A 19,555-nucleotide genomic window follows, 5' to 3' on the forward strand; every position below is an offset into this window, starting at 1 on the left:
CCCAGGGCACACGGCGTCAATCGCGCCACGCCGTGGCCAGACGTGCCAGCGCAGCCTCTATGGCCGGCTCGGGCACCGCCGCGAACCCCAGCACCAGGCCGGCGCACCGATCCGCCGGCGGTGACGGATCGGGCAGCCAGTAACCGCTCAGCCCGTTGACCTCGACGCCGGCGTTTCGGGCCTTTTCGACCAGTTCGAGCTCGCGCGCCATGCTGTCGACCGGCACCGTCAGGTGCAGGCCGGCCATCACGTCGGGCAACGGGCCGACGCCACGGATGCCGGCGGGCCAATGGGCCTGCAGACAGTTGAGCCGGCTCAGGGCGGCGCGGCGCATGCGCCGGATATGCCGCTGGAAGTGGCCGGCGGCCATGAACTCGGCCATGACCGCCTGGGTGCTCACCTCGGAGTGCCGCACGTCCACGGCGCGCCGCTGCGCGAACGCCTGCACCAGCCCCACAGGCAGCACCAGATAGCCCAGGCGCAGCGCCGGAAACGCGACCTTGCCGAAAGTGCCGACGTACAGCACGCGGCCGTGACGGTCGAGCGCCGCCAACGGTGCCAGCGGCGCGCCGCGGTAGCGGTATTCGCCGTCGTAGTCGTCCTCGACGATCCAGCCTCGGGTGCGTTCGGCCCAGGCCAGCAGCTCCAGGCGCCGGGCCAGGCTCATGACCACGCCGCTGGGGTACTGGTGCGAAGGCGTGACGTAGGCCAGCCGGCAATCGCCGAGCCGCTCCAGCCCGCCGCAGTCAATGCCTTCGCTGTCCACCGCCACCCCGTGCAGGTTCGCGCCGGCCAGCGCAAAAGCGTGGCCCGCCGCCCGGTAGCCCGGATTCTCGATGGCCACACCGTCGCCCGGCTCCACCAGCAACTGTGCACAAAGGCTGATTCCCTGTTGCGCGCCACTGGTGATCACAATTTGTTCAGCGGTGCACTGCATGCCACGCGAACTGCGCAGGTAAGCCGCGATCATCCCGCGCAGCCGCGCATCGCCGGCCGGGTCGCCGTAGCACAGCTGATGCAGGTCGGGCTTGCGCCAGAACCCCGCGTTCAGCTTGGCCCAGACCTCGAACGGGAACAGGTCGAACGCCGGAATGCCGACGCGGAACGCCTTGGGCGGCCCGCTGGGCGGCATCGGCAAATGGTTCTCCGTGACCCGTGCCAAGGCAGCGCTGTGGATAACTTTGCTGGATAAATACCCAGGAAAATCTTCGCATTTTGTGGATAAGGCTGTGGGTAAGCTTGTTGAAAACCCTGTGGATACTTTTGTGGAAAACTTTTCCGCCGAGAGCGACGCCTGCGGCAACTGCGCCACGTACGTTCCATCGCCGACCCGCCCTTCGATGAACCCTTCGGCATACAACTGATCGTAGGCCCGCACCACGCTGTTGCGGGAGATTCCCAGCGCGGCGGCCAGATCCCGGCTCGCCGGCAGGCGCATGCCGCTGGCCAGGCGCCCGTCCAGCACCCGCAGGCGCAACGCCTGGTACAGCTGACGGCTCAGGCCCTGGCGTCGGTCCAGTTCGATGCCCGCCGGGTTGAAGGACAAGGACAACGGCTCGGTGGCCATGGCAATGGCTCCATGAAATTGGTCGTGAGTGGCTCTTACAACAGACCAATAGCCTGCCTAGGATGCAGGCAACCGCCAAGGAAATTTTCTTCATGTACACGCCACGCGCCTTCGCCGTCGACGACCTCTCCCAGCTGCACGAACTGATCCTCGCCACCCGCCTCGCCATCCTCGTCACCCACGGGGCGCAAGGTCTGCAGGCCAGCCACGTACCGGTGCTGCTGCATCGTGAACAAGGCGAACACGGCACGCTGTACGGTCATCTGGCCAAGGCCAATCCGCAATGGAAAGACTTGCGCGACGGCGCCGAAGCGATGGTGATCTTCGCCGGCCCCGACGCCTACGTCAGCCCCGGGTTCTACCCGAGCAAGGCCGAGCACGGCAAAGTCGTGCCGACCTGGAACTACATCGCCGTGCACGCTTACGGCCACGCCGAGACCTTCAGCGACGGCGGACGTCTGCTCGACATCGTCAGCACCCTCACCGACCGCCATGAAGCGAACCGCCCCACACCGTGGAAAGTCGAGGACGCCCCCGCCGACTACATCGACGGCATGCTCAAGGCCATCGTCGGCTTCGCGATCCCCATCGACCGCCTCGAAGGCAAACGCAAGCTCAGCCAGAACCGCAGCGCCGAAGACATCGCCGGCGTGCGCGAAGGGCTGACCGCCAGTCCCGACTTCACCGACCGCACCCTCGCCCACTTGATGCGCTAAGGATCCTCACCATGAGTCAGATCGACATCCGCCCGGTCACCGCCGACGACCACTCAGCCTGGCTGCCGCTGTGGCAGGCCTACCTGCGCTTCTACCAAACGGAGTTGCCGGACGCCGTGACACAGAGCACCTGGCAGCGTTTCCTCGACCCCGCCGAACCGACCCATGCGGCCCTCGCCTGGGCAGACGGCAAAGCCGTCGGCATGGTGCATTTCATCTACCACCGTTCGAACTGGAGCATCGAGAACTCCTGCTACCTGCAGGATCTGCTGGTGGCGCCCGAAACCCGCGGCACCGGCGTCGGGCGTCTGCTGATCGAACACGTCTACGCCACGGCCAAGGCCGACGGCTGCTGCAAGGTGCACTGGCTGACCCACGAAACCAACGCCACGGCGATCCGCCTCTACGAGCGCATCGCCGAGCGTCCGGGCTTCATCCAGTTTCGCAAAGCCATTTGAGGATCAACCTTCATGACCACCCCGCTCGCTGACTGGAAAGGCGTTCCGCCCCCCTCGACCACACTGATCGAAGGGCGCTTCATCCGCCTGGAAAAACTCGACCCGGCCCGCCATGGCGATGACCTGTTCAACGCCCTGCAAGGCCCCGGCGCCGATCCGAAACTGTGGGACTACCTGCCTTACGGCCCTTTCCCGCAACGCAGCGCGTTCAACGACTGGCTGAACCATCACGCCGCCGCCAGCGACCCGTATTTCTTCAGCGTGATCGACCGCGCCAGCGGCCAGGTCCAGGGCATCCTCAGCCTGATGTCCATCGTGCCGGCCCAGGGCCGCATCGAAATCGGCCACGTCACCTTCGGCGCCCCGATGCAGCGCTCGCCGAAAAGCACCGAAGCGGTGTACCTGTTGGCCAAGGAATCCTTCGCCCTGGGCTACCGCCGCCTGGAGTGGAAGTGCAACAACGCCAACGCCCGCTCCAAATACGCCGCCGAACGCCTGGGCTTCACCTTCGAAGGCGTGTTCCGCCAGCACATGGTGGTCAAGGGCCAGAACCGCGACACGGCGTGGTATTCGATCCTGGACTCGGAATGGCCGGCGGTGGCGGCAGGGTTCGAGCGTTGGCTGAGCGACGAAAACCAGACGGCGTCGGGGCAGGTGAAGGGCCTGGCCGAGTGTCGCGCATAAGGCTTACCCTGCATCGGGTGTGCTGCGGGGCCAGTGGTCATCGCTGCGGATCCTCAGCACGCCCATCTTCAGCCCGAACGGGCGGAACACGGCATTCAGCGACTTGAGCGTCTGATTGCCTTCCCCGTGCTCGATATGCACCAGCGTGCGCACCGAAATCCTGCACATCTTCGCGAACTGGGTCTGGTGCAATCCGGTCACTTCCACGCGCAAACGGCGAACGGCTTCGCCGATCTCCAAGGTTCCTTGGGCCAGCGCTGCTGAATGCTTTCGATGAGCACTGTGCGCTCGACGACAGTCATGCTCATTTCAGATCCCACATATTCAAATACTGCCCCAGTTTTGTAGGTGAACTGTAATGCGTTCGTTGGGCGCCAAGCGCCCCCAGATCTGCAACAAAATGCAGATGTGGCTGTTTCTCGTCGTAAAAAACGCAAAACAATGCAGATGCATTCAGGGCATCACCATCGCACTCGGTAGATGGGCTTCTGACATTTCGCCAATCGAAGTTTCAGCACCGACCGTAGGCAATAGCGTCATGTCGCTGGGTGAAATGACGAACGTCGGCCGATCATCCTCCTCCCGGCTACGAAACCGGATTCCATCCCCTGCACGACACGCAGAATCGCCCGGCATCGGCGCACCGGCATCGACTTTTAGAGTTTGGCCTCCTTTCCAGCGAGGCAGAACCCGATGCTCAACCGACCTACGTTTCGCCCACACTGCGTGGCCTTGGCAGTCGCCGTCGCCCTCGGCCATGCCGGTTACGCGGCGGCTCAGGACCTTCCCGCCGCACTCATGCCGCTCGATGAGCACAAGGCGCGGATCGACAGCTATCTCAAGGATCCGGACACGCAAGCGACTTCGGTCATCCGGCCGGAATCCGGCTCCGACGGCATCGCGCGAAAACTGGGCGACGCCAACGATCTGGTCAATGTCAGCCGCAAAGGCCGGTTCGACGGCATCGTCGACGGCGGCGAAGGCGTCAACGCCATGACGCTCGACACGGCCAACGTCGGCGAACTCGGGGAAAGCCGCAACTTCGATCATGTGCGAATCAAGCGCGGCCAATGGACATTGACCGGAACGGGCGACTTCCCCGGCGGCGCCTTCGTCGCGGACAACGCCACGCTGAACAACCGGGGAAGCATTTTTGGCCAGGTCTCGGTGGATCGGCGAGCGACCTTGCGCGGCAACGGCGAAGCCGGCCATCTGCTGGTTGCCGGCAAGCTGGAGGTCAACGCGCTTCACGGGGCGCCTCGGGTGCGGGGCGATCTCGAGTTGCAAAAGACGGCCGTATTGGCCTATGGAATCGACGCCGCCAACGTCGGCGAAACAATCAATGTCGGCGGCACCGCCCGCCTCGGCGACGCGACCCTGAACATCATCGCGGCGCCGGGCGACTATGCGCAGACGAGCCAACATACGATCATCCAGGCCAGCCTGGTCGAGGGCCAATTCGGTCAGGTCACCAGCGATCTGGCCTTCATGACCCCAACCGTGAACTACACCGGTCAGACGGTCGGCCTGACCTATGCCCGCAACGATGTTCCGCTCGATGACGCAGCCGCCAGTGAAAACGGGCGCGAACTCGCCAAAAGCATCGAGGAGCCAGCACTCGATCCGGGCATGCCGCAAAACACTGTCCCTCAAGACCCGGTCGCCGAACAGCCTGCCGGGACCGACGGGCCACCGACGTCCCCCGAGGCGCCTGGTCCATCGGCGCCGGCCAGCCCGGGCATTGTCACCGCAGGAGCGACGGCCCCAGGCAACACCGCCGTCAAAGCCTTGCTGACCACGAACCGGATCACCGCATCCCATGCCCTCGAACAACTGTCCGCCGGCGGCAACGCCAACCTGGCGGGAGCGACGCTGGGCAGTGTCGCACCGGTCGGCGCCAGTCTGCTGTCCGCCATGCGCCAGACGGGCGATGGCCCCTCGGTGGAGCGCAACCCGCCGCTCCTGGCCAACGGCGGCGAAACCGGCAGCCGTGTCTGGCTGCAGGCTCTCGGCGACGGCGGCACGCTGGATCGCAGCGAAAGCGCCAGTACGTTGCGGCATGCGACCCAAGGTTTGCTGCTGGGGGCGGACTGGGCAGCGGATGAGCATTGGCGTCTGGGAGTGCTCGGAGGGCAGTCGCGAACCCGACTGGACGGGCGGCAGTACGAGGGCCGGCTCGACAGTTGGCACCTGGGGGCCTACGCCTTGCGCCAGAGCGGGCCGATGACCATTCGGTTAGGCGCTGCCTACGGCAACCATGCCGGCGCCAGTAACCGCAGCGTCACCTACAACGGATTCAGCGACCGACCCAAGGGCAAATATGAGGCGCACACCGGTCAGGCCTTTGCCGAGCTCGGCTACAACCTCGGCCAAGGCCGGTTGAGCGCCGAACCCTTTGCCAGCCTCGGCATTCAACGCTATCGGCGCGACAGCCATACCGAAAAGGGTGGCGATGCCTCGCTGCAGGTCCATGGCCAGACGCAACAGAACGTCAGCAGCACCCTTGGGCTGCGCCTTGCCTACGTCAAGGCACTGGAGGACGGCCTGCAACTGACGCCGCGGTTCAGCGCCGGGTGGAAACACACCTACGGCGACGTCCAAAGCCACACCCGCCAGAAACTGGCGGCCGGCAGCAGGGACTTCACCGTGAAAGGCACAGCGTTGAACCGCAACAACCTGACGCTGGACGCGGGGCTGGACCTGGCCGTTTCGCCAAGACATTCGTTGGGCGTGGGCTACAGCGGCGATATCGGTCACCGCAGCCGTCGGCACGGCGTGTCAGGCCAATGGCGCATGGCCTTCTGACGGCGCCGGCCCGATCTGTTCTGCGGGAACGGCGGAGTGTGCCGTTCCCGCCGGAAACAGCGGACAAAAAAAGGGGGGCACATGCCCCCCCGAGGTATAAAGCGTTGCATCGGCGCTGTCGGTCAGCCCTCGATCTCGATCAGGATCTCGCCCGGATTCACCCGGTCACCCTTGGCGACATGAATGGCGGTGACCTTGCCGGCGATGGCCGCCTGGACTTCGGTCTCCATCTTCATGGCTTCGGTGATCAGCACGGCCTGGCCGGCCTTGACGGTGTCGCCCTCCTTCACCAGCACATCGACGATATTGCCCGGCATGGTGGTGCTGACGTGGCCCGGCGCCGAAGCCTGCTTGCGCTTGCTGCTGCCGCCGCCGACGAACTCGTTGAGCGGTTCGAACACCACCTCTTCCGGCATGCCGTCGATGGACAGGTAGAAGTGGCGCTTGCCTTCGGCCTTCACGCCGACGCCGGTGATGTCCACCCGGTAGGTTTCGCCGTGGACGTCGATGACGAACTCGGTCGGTACGCCTTCACCGCCCGCCGAAGTCACCTTGCCCGCTTCCGGGATCGGCAGCAGCACTTCCGGCGTCAGGGTGCCGGCGGCACGCTCTTCGAGGAACTTGCGGCCGATGTCCGGGAACATGGCGAAGGTCAGCACGTCCTCTTCGGACTGGGCCAGGGCGCCGATGTCGGCCCGCAGCTTGGTCATTTCCGGCTTGAGCAGGTCCGCCGGACGCACGTCGATCACCTCCTCGCTGCCGATGGCCTGGCGGCGCAGCTGCTCGTTCACCGTGCCCGGGGCCTTGCCGTAACCGCCTTGCAGGTAGAGCTTCACTTCGTTGGTGATGGTCTTGTAGCGCTCACCGGCCAGCACGTTGAAGAACGCCTGGGTGCCGACGATCTGCGACGTCGGGGTCACCAGCGGCGGGTAGCCCAGGTCTTCGCGCACCCGCGGGATTTCCGCCAGCACTTCGTTCATGCGGTTCAGGGCGCCCTGCTCTTTCAGCTGGTTGGCCAGGTTGGAAATCATGCCGCCCGGCACCTGGTTGACCTGCACACGGGTGTCGACCGCCGTGAACTCGCTTTCGAACTGGTGGTACTTCTTGCGCACGGCGTAGAAGTACAGGCCGATCTCTTGCAGCAGCTCCAGGTTCAGGCCGGTGTCGAACTCGCTGCCCTTGAGGGCGGCGACCATCGATTCGGTGCCCGGGTGGCTGGTGCCCCAGGCGAAGCTGGAGATGGCGGTGTCGATGTGGTCGGCACCGTTTTCGACGGCCTTGAGCTGGCACATCGCGGCCAGGCCGGCGGTGTCGTGGGAATGGATGAACACCGGCAGCGACTGCTCGGCCTTCAAGGCCTTGACCAGTTCGCCGGTGGCGAACGGGGTCAGCAGGCCGGCCATGTCCTTGATCGCCACCGAGTCGCAACCCATGGCTTCCATCTGCTTGGCCTGGTTCACGAAAGCCTCGATGGTGTGCACCGGGCTGGTGGTGTAGGCGATGGTGCCCTGGGCGTGCTTGCCGGCGGCCTTCACCGCTTCGATGGCCACCCGCAGGTTACGCACGTCGTTCATCGCGTCGAAGATGCGGAACACGTCGATGCCGTTGACTGCGGCCTTGGCGACGAACGCCTTGACCACGTCGTCGCTGTAATGGCGGTAGCCCAGCAGGTTCTGGCCGCGCAGGAGCATCTGCAGGCGGGTGTTCGGCAGCGCGGCGCGCAGTTGGCGCAGGCGCTCCCACGGGTCTTCCTTGAGAAAGCGCACGCAGGCGTCGAACGTCGCGCCGCCCCAGACTTCCAGCGACCAGTAGCCGACCTTGTCGAGCTTGTCGCAGATCGGCAGCATGTCTTCGGTGCGCATGCGGGTCGCGAGCAGCGATTGGTGGGCGTCGCGCAGGATGGTGTCGGTTACATGAATCTTCTTGCTCATTGTTCTTTTCCTCACAGGCCTGCGTGGGCGGCGATGGCGGCGGCGATGGCCAGGGCCAGCTCTTCGGGTTTGCGCTTGATCGAGTAGTTGGTCAGTTCCGGATGGCTTTCGACGAAGCTGGTGTTGAACTGGCCGCTGCGGAATTCCGGGTTGCGCAGGATTTCCTGATAGTACGCCGCAGTGGTCTTGACCCCTTGCAGGCGCATGTCGTCGAGGGCGCGCAGGCCGCGGTCCATGGCCTCTTCCCAGGTCAGCGCCCAGACCACCAGCTTCAGGCACATCGAGTCGTAAAACGGCGGAATGGTGTAGCCGGTGTAGATCGCCGTGTCGGTGCGCACACCCGGGCCGCCGGGGGCGTAGTAGCGGGTGATCTTGCCGAAGCTCGGCAGGAAATTGTTTTTCGGGTCTTCGGCGTTGATCCGGAACTGCAGCGCGAAACCGCGGTGCTGGATGTCTTCCTGTTTCACCGACAGCGGCAGGCCGGAGGCGATGCGGATCTGTTCGCGGACGATATCGATCCCGGTGATTTCCTCGGTGATGGTGTGTTCCACCTGCACCCGGGTGTTCATCTCCATGAAGTACACCTCGCCGTCGGCGAGCAGGAACTCCACGGTGCCGGCGTTCTCGTAGCCCACAGCCTTGGCGGCGCGCACCGACAGGTCGCCGATGTAGGCGCGCTGCTCCGGGGTCAGCTGGGGGCTTGGGGCGATCTCGATCAGCTTCTGGTTGCGGCGCTGGATCGAGCAGTCACGCTCGAACAGGTGCACCACGTTGCCGAAACTGTCACCGAGGATCTGCGCCTCGACGTGCTTCGGGTTGACGATGCACTTTTCCAGGAACACTTCCGCCGAGCCGAACGCCTTGGTGGCCTCGGAGATCACGCGGGGGAAGTTCTGTTCAAGCTCTTCGCGGCTGTTGCAGCGGCGGATGCCCCGGCCGCCACCGCCGGAGGTGGCCTTGAGCATCACCGGGTAACCGATGCGGTCGCCTTCGCTCAGGGCCTCTTCGAGCCCCGACACGTTGCCTTCGGTGCCCGGCGTGACCGGCACGCCGGCCTTGATCATGCTGCGGCGCGCTTCGGTCTTGTCGCCCATGCGGCGGATCACTTCCGCCGACGGGCCGATGAATTTGATCCCGCGTTCGGCGCAGATCTCCGCCAGTTCGGCGTTTTCCGACAGGAAACCGTAACCGGGGTGCAGCGCATCGCAGCCGGTCTCCACCGCCAGGTTCACCAGCTTGCGCGGGTTGAGGTAACCGGCCAGCGGCTCGGCACCGATGCTGTGGGCCTCGTCCGCACGCTTCACATGCAAGGCATGCCGGTCGGCGTCGGAAAAAATCGCTACCGAGCGGATGCCCATCTCGGCGCAGGCACGCACGATTCGTACGGCGATCTCACCACGGTTGGCGATCAGGATCTTTGTTATCACTTGGAGGTTCCCTTGAGCCGGTGGTAACCACGACCTGCTAGACCCAGGTCGACGCGTGACCAAATGTTTCAATCTGGTCGCCGCTTCACACTAGCGCCGGCAAGGGATTAACAAAAATGAATAAAAATTGGGACAGGCATAAGTAAAGACTTATAGTCATTGCACCCAGTCGCTGCCAGAGCCGGTAGAAAATGCGTAAGTCCTTGATGCGTATGACATTGCGTCAATTGCAGATCTTCAACGAAGTGTGTGACTTGCGCTCCTACAGCCGCGCCGCCGACGAAATGTCCCTCACGCAACCGGCCGTCAGCCTACAGATCCGTCAGCTCGAAGAGCTGATCGGCCAGCCGCTGTTCGACTATGTGGGCAAGAAACTCTACATGACCGAGGCCGCCGAAGCGCTGCAACGGGCCAGCCGGGACATCTTCGGCCGCCTGGAAAACCTCGACATGCAGCTTTCGGACATGCAGGGATCGTTGCAGGGCCAGCTGAAACTGGCGGTGGAGTCCAGCGCCAAGTACTTCGTGCCGCACCTGTTCGCCGCCTTCAAGCGTCAGCACCCGGAAGTGAACCTGCAACTGACGGTGGTCAACCGGGGCCAGGTCATCCGCCGCCTTTCCGACAACCGCGACGACCTGGTGATCATGTCCATGGTGCCCCAGGACATGGGCCTGGAATTCCTGCCGTTCCTCAACAACCCGATCGTGGCGGTGGCGCCGCCGGACCATCCGCTGTCGCACATGGGGCCGCTGCGCCTGCAGGATCTTGAGCCTTATACCCTGCTGATCCGCGAGCCCGGCTCCGGCACGCGGCTGGCCTGCGAGGAATACTTCAAGGAGAAGCGCGTGCACTTCACCCAGACCCAGGAAGTGGCCTCGGCCGAAGCCCAGCGCGAATGCGTGTTGGCCGGCCTGGGCCTGGCGCTGCTGACGCGCCACGCCCTGAACCTGGAGCTGGCGACCGGCGGCCTGGTGGAGTTGCCGGTCGAAGAACTGCCGCTGCTGCGCAGTTGGTGCCTGGTGCAGGCCAAGGCCAAGCGCCTGTCACCGGTGGCTCACGCCTTTCTGGCGTTCATCCGCAGCGAACGTGCGCAGATCAGCGCGCTGGTTGAGCGCTTCGCCGGGAAGCCGACGGTGCCGCCTGCCAGTAGTTGAACTCGAAATCCGAGGGCACGCCGCTGATTTCGGCCTGAAGCTGGCGCAACTCGAAGCGGTCTTCGATGGCGCGGCGAAACTCCATGCGGCGCTGGTCTTCCTGTTGACGGCGGGTTTTCGCAGCGCTGTTGCGTTCTTCGTAGGGCTGAGCCATTTCGAGTCTCCCAAGGCGAGTACGGGAGTTTCACGATAGGCCCGGGGGATGACGGTTTGGCGGCGCGGAGGTTACAGGCGGATGAATGTGGCGAGGGCGCCGGCTCCCTCGCCCCAGGATCCTGCAGCGTCAGTCGTCCAGGGGTTTCACGGCCTTGGGCGACAGCCGCAGGCTGCGCAGGCTGCGCTTGACGCTCTTGAGGTGGTTGACCAGGCTCGGGCCGCGGGCCATTGCCACACCCATCGCCAGCACGTCGATCACCACCAGGTGGGCGATGCGCGAAGTCAGCGGCGTGTAGATCTCGGTGTCTTCATGCACGTCGATCGCCAGGTTGACGGTGGACAGCTCGGCCAACGGCGTCTGGCTCGGGCACAGGGTGATCAGCGAAGCGCCGCTTTCACGCACGAGGTTGGCGGTGATCAGCAGATCCTTGGAGCGGCCGGACTGGGAAATGCAGATCGCCACGTCGGTCGGCTTCAGCGTCACGGCGGACATCGCCTGCATGTGAGGGTCGGAGTACGCCGCCGCCGTCAGCAGCAGCCGGAAGAACTTGTGCTGCGCATCCGCCGCCACCGCGCCGGACGCGCCGAAGCCGTAGAACTCGACGCGTTGGGCCTGGGACATCAGGGTCACCGCCCGCTGCAGCTCCTGAGGGTCGAGCTTCTCGCGCACCTCCATCAGCGTGTGCAGGGTGGTGTCGAAGATCTTCAGGCTGTAGTCGGCGACCGAATCGTCTTCATGGATCGCGAATTGACCGAAGCTGGCGCCCGCCGCCAGGCTCTGCGCCAGCTTGAGCTTGAGGTCCTGGAAACCGGAACAGCCGATGGCCCGGCAGAAGCGCACGATGGTCGGTTCGCTGATGCCGACGCTGTGGGCCAGGTCGGCCATGGAACTGTGCATCACCGCCGCCGGGTCAAGCAGCACGTGGTCGGCGACCTTGAGCTCCGACTTGCGTAACAGGTGACGTGACTGGGCGATATGTTGCAGCAGATTCAAGGGCTGGACTCTTGTTGTGGTCAGGCGCTTGCCATGGGCAGTCGCAAGGCATGTAGCAAGCTTGTAGTTATACTACATGAATTGGCTTTTTGCCTGCTCAATGCATCACTCGATATCCCCGTATCAGGCGGCATCCGCCGCATGTAGCCCTTCAGCGCAGGTTTTCCTGCCCGCGCAGCAGGTCGGCCAGGGCGTCGGCCTCCACCGGACGACTGATCAGATAGCCCTGCACTTCGTCGCACCCCTCGGCCTTCAGGAAGGCCAGTTGCTCGGGCCGCTCGACGCCTTCGGCCACCACCTTCAGCGTCAGTCCGTGGGCCATGGCGATGATCGCCCGGGTGATCGCCGCGTCCTCGCTGCCCTCGCCCAGGCCACGGATGAACGCCTGGTCGATCTTCACGTAATCCACCGGGATCCGCTTGAGGTAGCTGAGGGAGGAATAGCCGGTGCCGAAGTCATCGATGGCCAGCTTCACCCCCAGGTCGCGCAGCTGCTGGAACGTGGCGATGATGTGCTCGACGCTGTCGAGCAACTGGCTTTCGGTCAGTTCCAGCTCCAGGTAGTGCGGGGCCAGGCCGGTTTCCTCCAGCACCTGGCGCACCAGGCTGGCCAGCTTGCCCTGGCGCAGCTGATGCACCGACAGGTTCACCGACACCCGGATCGGCTCCAGCCCCTGGCGCTGCCACTCGCAGGCCTGCTGGCAGGCCTGGCGCAGGACGAATTCGCCGATGGGGCCGATCAGACCGGTCTCTTCGGCGAGCCCGATGAAGTCCCCCGGCGGCACCCGGCCCAGGGTCGGATGATCCCAGCGCACCAGCGCTTCGGCGGCGTTCAGGCGGCCGGTGGCCAGGCACAGCTTCGGTTGGTAGAACACGTGCAGTTGCTTGTCTTCGATCGCCTTGCGCAACTGGTTTTCCAGCTGCAGGCGCTCAAGGGTGCTGGCTTGCAGGCTGTCGGTGTAGAACTGGAAGTTGTTGCCGCCCAGGTGCTTGGCGTGCTGCATGGCCATGTTCGATTGGCTGACCAGCGCGGCAATCTCCCGGGCGCTGTCCGGCAACAGGCTGATGCCCATGGAGGCGCTGACCACCAGTTCGTGCCCTTCCACGGTCAGCGGCAGGCGCAGCTTGGCCAGCAGGCGCGTGGCGACCCGCGCCAGGCTCGACAGGTTGCCGTAGGCATCGAACAGCACCGCGAACTCGTCGCCGGACAACCGCGCGATGGTGTCCGCCTCCGGCAGCGCGCTGACCAGCCGCCGGGCCATCCGTTGCAGCAACTGGTCGGCGACCTCATGGCCCAGGCTGTCGTTGAGCAGCTTGAACCGGTCCAGGTTGATGTGCAGCAGCGCCAGGCTGCGGCGCCCGCCCTGACGCACACGCTGATGGGCCTCGTGCAGGCGCTCGCGGAACAGCGAGCGGTTGGCCAGGCCGGTGAGTTCGTCGTAATGGGTCAGGAAGCGCATGCGCTCCTCGGACTCGCGTCGAGCCGACAGATCGGCGAAGAAGCCCACGATATGACTGACGTTTCCCCGATCATCGCGCACAGCGTTCAGTTGCAGCCACTGCGGGTACAGCTCGCCGTTCTTGCGGGTTTCCACCAGTTCGCCCTGCCAGGTGCCGTGCTGCTCCAGCGCATGGCGGATGGCGACGTAGTGCCGGCGGGCATCGCGGCTGCACGGCAGTTCGACGACGTTGCGCCCGAGCATGTCTTCGATGTCGTAACCGGTGACCCGGCTGAACGCCTGGTTGATGGCGATCAGCGAGTAGTTCGGATCGAGGATCACGATGCCCTCGCTGGCCGCCTCGAACACCGTCGCCGCCAGTTGCCGTTGCGCTTCCTGGCTTTTGCTGACGCTGATGTCGCGCCGGGTGCCGACCATGCGGGTGACCTGCCCGCTGTCGCTGCGTTCCACGGCGCGGCCGCGGTCTTCGATCCAGACCCAGTGACCGTCGCCGTGGCGCACGCGGTACTCGATCTGATAGTCCTCGGTGCGGCCCTTGAGGTGCTCGATCAGCGCCCGCTTGAGCGGCGGCACGTCTTCGGGGTGCAGGCGCGGACGCAGATGCCTGAGCAGCCCGGTGACGTACTCAGGGTCGATGCCGAACAGTTCCTGGATCTGCGTGTGATGGACTTCGTCGGTCTGCAGGTTCCAGTCCCACAGGCCCAGCTCGCTGGCCTTGAGCGCCAGCGCCAGGCGCGCCTCGCTTTTGCTCAGGGCCTGGTTGGCGGCGTCCAGCTCACGGCTGCGCTGGGCGACCCGGTCTTCCAGCTCGACCTGGGCCTCGCGCAAACGTCCCTCGGCGCAGCGGCGCTGCTCGATTTCCTTCGCCAGCTCCTGGTTGAGCTGCTCGCTGCGCGCCTGCGCCCGCTGCAGGTGTTCGATCAGGTGCTGGTTCTGGAAACGCCGCAGCAGGCCGCGGTCGATCAGCCGGTTGATCTGCCAGGCCACCACGCTCAGCGAACCGAGCAGGATCAGCCCCAGCCAGCCCCAGCCGCGGGCCTGCTCGTCGCCGCCCCAGAACAGGTAACCGATGGCCGGCAGCAGGCAAGGCAAGGTAAAGGACAGGAACGCCGGAATGCTCACGGCGTAGGCGACGCTGGCCGACAGGGTCGCGGCGCCGATCAGGCCGAACACCCAGGCCTGCTGCATGAAGTTGTCCGCCGGCACCAGGGCGATGCCTGCGCCGGCCAGGGTCAGTCCGGTCATGGTCGAGCCGAGCAGGAACATCCGGCGCCAGACGGGCTGGGCTTGTCGGTCGGGGATCGCCGAATCGAAGGCGGCGACCTGAATCACCCGCAAGGCGACCAGCGACAGCAGCCACACCAGCCAGACGCTGACCACGAAGTAGCGCTGCGGGCTCCAGAGCAGGCCGGCGCAGACCAGACCGTTGATCAGCATGAACAGCGTGGGCAACAGTGAGCCCTGATACAGCAGGCGCGTGCGCTCGACCGCCATCTGCATGGCGTAGTGCTTGCGGATAGCCCGGGGCTCCACGAGGGGGCCCGACAGGTCGGGGCTGAGGGTCATAGGCAACGTTCTTGTTCTTATAAGGTGAGCATGGGCCCGAAACGTGGACGGAGCATACACAAGCCGATTCACTTGCCAAACTGCTCCAGATCATAATTTCGCCGAAACTTCGCCCCGCCGGCTGCCCCGCGAAAGCCCCGGAACCAAGCGGGCCAACGCATGCGGCCGGTGACTGGCCGGTCGTCATCGGCAGCGCTTTCATCGGTTCATGCAACGCTTGGTTTGCCCGGGCCTGCGGCGCACCCTAGAATGCCCCGATGCGCGATGATCTCTCCCTTCTGCTGAACTCCCTCAACGATGCCCAACGCCAGGCCGTAGCGGCCCCCGTTGGCCGTCAATTGGTCCTGGCCGGTGCCGGCTCCGGCAAAACCCGAGTGCTGGTGCACCGTATCGCCTGGTTGATCCAGGTCGAAAACGCCTCGCCCCACTCCATCCTGTCGGTGACCTTCACCAACAAGGCCGCCGCCGAGATGCGCCACCGCATCGAACAGCTGCTGGGCATCAACCCGGCCGGCATGTGGGTCGGCACCTTCCACGGCCTGGCGCACCGCCTGCTGCGGGCGCACTGGCAGGAGGCCGGGCTGAGCCAGACCTTCCAGATCCTCGACAGCGACGACCAGCAGCGGCTGGTCAAGCGGGTGATCCGCGAGCTGGGGCTGGACGAGCAACGCTGGCCGGCCCGCCAGGCCCAATGGTTCATCAACGGGCAGAAAGACGAAGGCCTGCGCCCGCAGCACATCCAGGCCGGCGGCGACCTGTTCCTGGCCACCATGCGCGGCATCTATGAAGCCTACGAGGCCGCGTGCCTGCGCGCCGGGGTCATCGACTTCTCGGAACTGCTGCTGCGCGCCCTGGATCTGTGGCGCGACCATCCGGGCCTGCTGGCCCATTACCAGAAACGTTTCCGGCACATCCTGGTGGACGAGTTCCAGGACACCAACGCCGTGCAGTACGCCTGGTTGCGCCTGTTGGCCAAGGGCGGCGACAGCCTGATGGTGGTGGGCGACGACGACCAGTCGATCTACGGCTGGCGCGGGGCGAAGATCGAGAACATCCATCAGTATTCCGCCGACTTCCCGGACGCCGAAACCATCCGCCTGGAGCAGAACTACCGCTCCACCGCCGGCATCCTCAAGGCTGCCAACGCCCTGATCGCCAACAACACCGGGCGTCTGGGCAAAGAGCTGTGGACCGACGGCGGCGACGGCGAAGCGATCAGCCTGTACGCCGCGTTCAACGAACACGACGAAGCGCGCTACGTGGTCGAAACCATCGAAAGCGCCCTGAAGACCGGCCTGTCCCGCAGCGACATCGCGATTCTCTACCGCTCCAACGCCCAATCCCGCGTGCTGGAAGAGGCCCTGCTGCGCGAACGCATCCCGTACCGCATCTATGGCGGCCAGCGCTTCTTCGAACGGGCCGAAATCAAGAACGCCATGGCCTACCTGCGCCTGCTGGAAGGCCGCGGCAACGACGCGGCGCTGGAACGGGTGATCAACGTTCCGGCCCGGGGCATCGGCGAGAAGACCGTCGAGGCGATCCGCGAGCACGCGCGCCACAGCGACGTGTCGATGTGGGAAGCGATGCGCCAGCTGGTCGCCAACAAAGGCCTGACCGGCCGCGCGGCAAGCGCCCTGGGCGCGTTCATCGAACTGATCGAGAACCTCGCCGCCAAGTGCATCGACATGCCGCTACACCTGATGACCCAGACCGTCATCGAGCAGTCCGGCCTGATCGCCTACCACGAGGCGGAAAAAGGCGAGAAAGGCCAGGCCCGGGTGGAAAACCTTGAGGAACTGGTCAGCGCCGCGCGCAACTTCGAGAACACCGACGAGGACGAGGACCTGACGCCGCTGGCGGCGTTCCTCGGCCACGCGTCGCTGGAGGCCGGCGACACCCAGGCCGACGAGCACGAAGACAGCATTCAGCTGATGACCCTGCACAGCGCCAAGGGCCTGGAATTCCCTTACGTGTTCCTGGTGGGCATGGAAGAAGGCCTGTTCCCGCACAAAATGAGCCTGGAGGAACCGGGACGTCTCGAAGAGGAACGGCGTCTGGCCTATGTCGGCATCACCCGCGCCATGCAGAACCTGGTGATGACCTATGCCGAGACCCGACGCCTGTACGGCAGCGAGACCTACAACAAGGTGTCGCGTTTCGTGCGGGAAGTGCCCAAGGGCCTGATCCAGGAAGTGCGCCTGTCGAACAGCGTCAGCCGTCCGTTCGGCGGCAACCAGTCGATGAGCGGCAGCAATCTGTTCAGCGGCAGCGCGATCCCGGAGACCGGCCTGAGCCTCGGCCAGGCCGTGCGCCATTCGATCTTCGGCGACGGCGTGATCCTCAACTTCGAAGGCGCCGGCGCCCAGGCGCGGGTGCAGGTCAACTTCAGCGAAGGCAGCAAGTGGCTGATGCTGGGCTACGCGAAGCTGGAAGCGATCTGAAACTGAATCCGCCTTTGTGTGGGAGCGAGCCTGCTCGCGATGGCTTCAATGCGGTTCGTCAGTCGAACCGCGGCGTTTCAATCGCGAGCCGGCTCGCTCCCGCACCGGCGTGTGTGAACCTTGATCCGACAGGGAGCGATTCATGGGCTCAGGCTTCTTCTCCTCGTGGACCTTCTGGGCCCTGCTCTCGGCCTTGTTCGCCGCGCTGACCGCGATTTTCGCCAAGGTCGGCATCGAGAACGTCAATTCCGACTTCGCCACCCTGCTGCGCACCTTCGTGGTGCTGGTCAGCCTGGCCTTGATTTTGTACGCGACGGGCCAATATCAGTCGTTGGGATCGATCTCCGCCAAGAGCTACCTGTTCCTGCTGCTGTCCGGGTTGGGCACCGGCGCGTCGTGGCTGTGCTACTTCCGCGCCCTGAAGGTCGGCCCGGCCTCGCTGGTCGCCCCGGTGGACAAGCTCAGCGTGGTGCTGGTGGCGGTGCTCGGCGCGCTCCTGCTCGGCGAGAAGCTCGACCTGCGCCAATGGGGCGGGATCGGCCTGATCACCGCGGGCGTCGTCTTGTTGGCCTTGCGCCGCTGAATAGAAACCCGCTGAACCTTCCTATTTTTCCTACAGACAAATGTACATGGGCCTATTGCCTCGACCGAGCTGAACCTAGCCTGTCAGGCAAAAGCCCGAAACACTCTGCCGCTAGCCAGTGACACTTCAGCTGTGCAACATGGCGCGCGTGCTCTCCACAAACGGGAATACCCTTTATGAAACGTTTCCTCAGCATCGCCATGGCGTTGTGCATCGGCCTGACGATGAGCCTCGATGTCAACGCAGCCAAGCGCTTCGGTGGTGGCAAAAGCTCCGGCGCCGCGCCGACGCACCAGACCAGCCAGATGGCTCCTTCTTCCCCGGGCATGGGCGGCGCTGCGGCGACCGCCGGTGCTGCCGGTGCCGCAGGCGCGGCCGCCAAGGCCGGCGGTGCCTCGCGCTGGCTCGGCCCGCTGGCCGGCATCGCCGCCGGCGGCCTGCTCGCCTCCATGTTCATGGGCGACGGCTTCCAAGGCATGCAGTTCTTCGACATCCTGATCATGGCCCTCATCGCGTTCGTGATCTTCCGCTTCATCGCCGCCCGTCGCCGCAAGCAGCAGGACCAGTTCGCGCCGGCCGGCCATGCGCCGATGCAGCGTGAAGCGTTCGAGCAGAAGCCGGCCGCCATGGGCTCGATCTTCGGCGGGTCGGCAGCCCCTGCCGCCCGTCCGGTGATCAACGCACCGGCCTGGTTCAACGAACAGCGTTTCCTCGAAGCCGCCCGCAGCCACTTCCAGGCCCTGCAGCAGCATTGGGACGCCAACGAAATGGACAAGATCGCCGAGTTCGTGACCCCGCAGATGCTCGAGTTCCTCAAGCGCGAGCGCGCGGACCTGGGCGACGGCTTCCAGTCCACCTACATCGACAACCTCCAGGTGCAACTGGACGGCGTGGATGACCGTGCAGACAAGACCATCGCCACCCTGACCTTCAGCGGCGTGTCGAAGACCTCGCGTTTCGACCAGGGCGAAGTGTTCAGCGAAAGCTGGAACATGGAACGTCCGCAGGGCGAAAACCAGCCATGGCTGGTGGCCGGCATCCGCCAGAACGGCTGATCCCAGGCGCGTCAGGCCTGCAGTACCGAAAACCCCGGCCATGGCCGGGGTTTTCTATTTCGCGGTTGCATCCATAGCGAGCTACTGTATAAACCGCCCCATGCAAACCGCGCCATACAAGCAAGAGGATCCCGGACGTGGAAGAAATCATCGAACAACTGCGCGAAGCCAACGAGCCCGTGCCGGTTCCCCTGGAACTGCCTGACGAAGACCAACTGGTTGAGATCGAAGAACAGCTCTTCATCAACATCCCGTTCGTCTTCAAGGAGTTCCTGCTGACCGTCAGCGACGTGGTGTACGGCAGCCTGGAGCCGGTGACCGTCACCGACCCGCAGTCCCACACCTACCTGCCCGAAGTGGCCGCGAACGCCTGGGATGCCGGCGTGCCGCGCGACCTGATCCCGATCTGTCAGGACGGCGATGATTACTACTGCGTCGAAGAGGACGGCACCGTGGTGCTGTGGTCGGGCGAAGAGGAACTGGTCACCGAAGAGTCTTGGGAGTCGGTCTGGCACTGGGCACGGGACGTCTGGCTGGAAAGCTGATCCGCCCCGTCGCC

The 19,555-nt window shown here is 64.9% G+C and carries 15 protein-coding genes and 1 pseudogene; 9 read left to right on the top strand and 7 right to left on the bottom strand.

What is annotated here, in order from left to right; translation table 11 throughout:
* Positions 1–16 precede the first annotated feature (16 nt).
* Positions 17–1,567 carry a PLP-dependent aminotransferase family protein gene (locus CAG33_RS12565; RefSeq protein WP_085638631.1) on the bottom strand — a complete coding sequence of 517 codons (1,551 nt, stop codon included), beginning with the start codon at positions 1,565–1,567 and terminating at the stop codon, positions 17–19.
* Between the two features lie 92 nt (positions 1,568–1,659).
* Between CAG33_RS12565 and CAG33_RS12570 the strand changes: the two genes are divergently transcribed.
* Genes CAG33_RS12570 through CAG33_RS12580 form a run of 3 tightly spaced genes read left to right on the top strand, consistent with a single transcriptional unit; the run spans position 1,660 to position 3,425 of the window.
* Positions 1,660–2,283, top strand: a complete 624-nt coding sequence (locus tag CAG33_RS12570; protein WP_085638805.1) for an FMN-binding negative transcriptional regulator — start codon at positions 1,660–1,662, stop codon at positions 2,281–2,283.
* An 11-nt stretch (positions 2,284–2,294) separates the two neighbouring features.
* Complete coding sequence (locus CAG33_RS12575; protein WP_085579135.1) at positions 2,295–2,741, top strand: GNAT family N-acetyltransferase; 447 nt, start codon at positions 2,295–2,297, stop codon at positions 2,739–2,741.
* A 12-nt stretch (positions 2,742–2,753) separates the two neighbouring features.
* On the top strand, positions 2,754–3,425 hold the full coding sequence (locus CAG33_RS12580; protein WP_085579137.1) for a GNAT family N-acetyltransferase: 672 nt from the start codon (positions 2,754–2,756) through the stop codon (positions 3,423–3,425).
* Between the two features lie 3 nt (positions 3,426–3,428).
* Here CAG33_RS12580 and CAG33_RS12585 read toward each other — a convergent pair.
* A pseudogene (locus tag CAG33_RS12585) lies at positions 3,429–3,733 on the bottom strand (helix-turn-helix domain-containing protein).
* Positions 3,734–4,118: 385 nt separating this feature from the next.
* Between CAG33_RS12585 and CAG33_RS12590 the strand changes: the two are divergent.
* Positions 4,119–6,230, top strand: a complete 2,112-nt coding sequence (locus tag CAG33_RS12590; protein WP_085638634.1) for an autotransporter domain-containing protein — start codon at positions 4,119–4,121, stop codon at positions 6,228–6,230.
* Between the two features lie 122 nt (positions 6,231–6,352).
* Here the strand turns inward: CAG33_RS12590 and oadA are convergent, their stop codons facing one another.
* Both oadA and CAG33_RS12600 read right to left on the bottom strand, forming a co-directional pair.
* Positions 6,353–8,161: a sodium-extruding oxaloacetate decarboxylase subunit alpha gene (gene oadA, locus CAG33_RS12595; RefSeq protein WP_085579141.1), complete on the bottom strand. Its 1,809-nt coding sequence runs from the start codon at positions 8,159–8,161 to the stop codon at positions 6,353–6,355.
* Positions 8,162–8,172: 11 nt separating this feature from the next.
* On the bottom strand, positions 8,173–9,588 hold the full coding sequence (locus CAG33_RS12600) for an acetyl-CoA carboxylase biotin carboxylase subunit (protein ID WP_085638636.1): 1,416 nt from the start codon (positions 9,586–9,588) through the stop codon (positions 8,173–8,175).
* A gap of 191 nt (positions 9,589–9,779) precedes the next feature.
* Between CAG33_RS12600 and CAG33_RS12605 the strand changes: the two genes are divergently transcribed.
* On the top strand, positions 9,780–10,742 hold the full coding sequence (locus CAG33_RS12605; RefSeq protein WP_085579145.1) for a LysR family transcriptional regulator: 963 nt from the start codon (positions 9,780–9,782) through the stop codon (positions 10,740–10,742).
* On the opposite strand, the gene CAG33_RS12610 is transcribed toward CAG33_RS12605, so the two are convergent.
* The 3 genes from CAG33_RS12610 to CAG33_RS12620 all read right to left on the bottom strand — a co-directional run bounded on the left by CAG33_RS12610 (position 10,684) and on the right by CAG33_RS12620 (position 14,917).
* A complete protein-coding gene (locus CAG33_RS12610; RefSeq protein WP_085638639.1) occupies positions 10,684–10,896 on the bottom strand; it encodes a PA3496 family putative envelope integrity protein in 213 nt (70 codons plus the stop codon). The two genes, CAG33_RS12605 and CAG33_RS12610, sit on opposite strands and share 59 nt — an antisense overlap.
* Positions 10,897–11,025: 129 nt before the next feature.
* Positions 11,026–11,892 carry a transcriptional regulator HexR gene (gene hexR / locus CAG33_RS12615; RefSeq protein ID WP_085579149.1) on the bottom strand — a complete coding sequence of 289 codons (867 nt, stop codon included), beginning with the start codon at positions 11,890–11,892 and terminating at the stop codon, positions 11,026–11,028.
* A gap of 151 nt (positions 11,893–12,043) precedes the next feature.
* Complete coding sequence (locus CAG33_RS12620) at positions 12,044–14,917, bottom strand: GGDEF domain-containing phosphodiesterase (RefSeq protein WP_085638643.1); 2,874 nt, start codon at positions 14,915–14,917, stop codon at positions 12,044–12,046.
* 257 nt (positions 14,918–15,174) lie between these two features.
* Here CAG33_RS12620 and uvrD point away from each other — a divergent pair, with 257 nt between their 5' ends.
* From uvrD to CAG33_RS12640, 4 genes are all read left to right on the top strand, one after another.
* A complete protein-coding gene (uvrD, locus tag CAG33_RS12625; protein WP_085630291.1) occupies positions 15,175–17,358 on the top strand; it encodes a DNA helicase II in 2,184 nt (727 codons plus the stop codon).
* 142 nt (positions 17,359–17,500) lie between these two features.
* Entirely contained in the window at positions 17,501–17,941 is a 441-nt protein-coding gene (locus CAG33_RS12630; RefSeq protein ID WP_085579156.1) for an EamA family transporter, read from the top strand.
* A gap of 176 nt (positions 17,942–18,117) precedes the next feature.
* Entirely contained in the window at positions 18,118–18,996 is an 879-nt protein-coding gene (locus CAG33_RS12635; RefSeq protein WP_085579158.1) for a Tim44 domain-containing protein, read from the top strand.
* A gap of 137 nt (positions 18,997–19,133) precedes the next feature.
* Positions 19,134–19,541 (top strand): SMI1/KNR4 family protein, encoded by a 408-nt coding sequence (locus tag CAG33_RS12640; protein ID WP_085579160.1) that lies wholly within the window; start codon positions 19,134–19,136, stop codon positions 19,539–19,541.
* The last annotated feature ends 14 nt before the right edge of the window (positions 19,542–19,555 follow it).

Origin of the sequence: Pseudomonas sp. B3(2017) (assembly GCF_002113595.1) — a bacterium.
GTDB classification, from domain to species: domain Bacteria; phylum Pseudomonadota; class Gammaproteobacteria; order Pseudomonadales; family Pseudomonadaceae; genus Aquipseudomonas; species Aquipseudomonas ekonensis.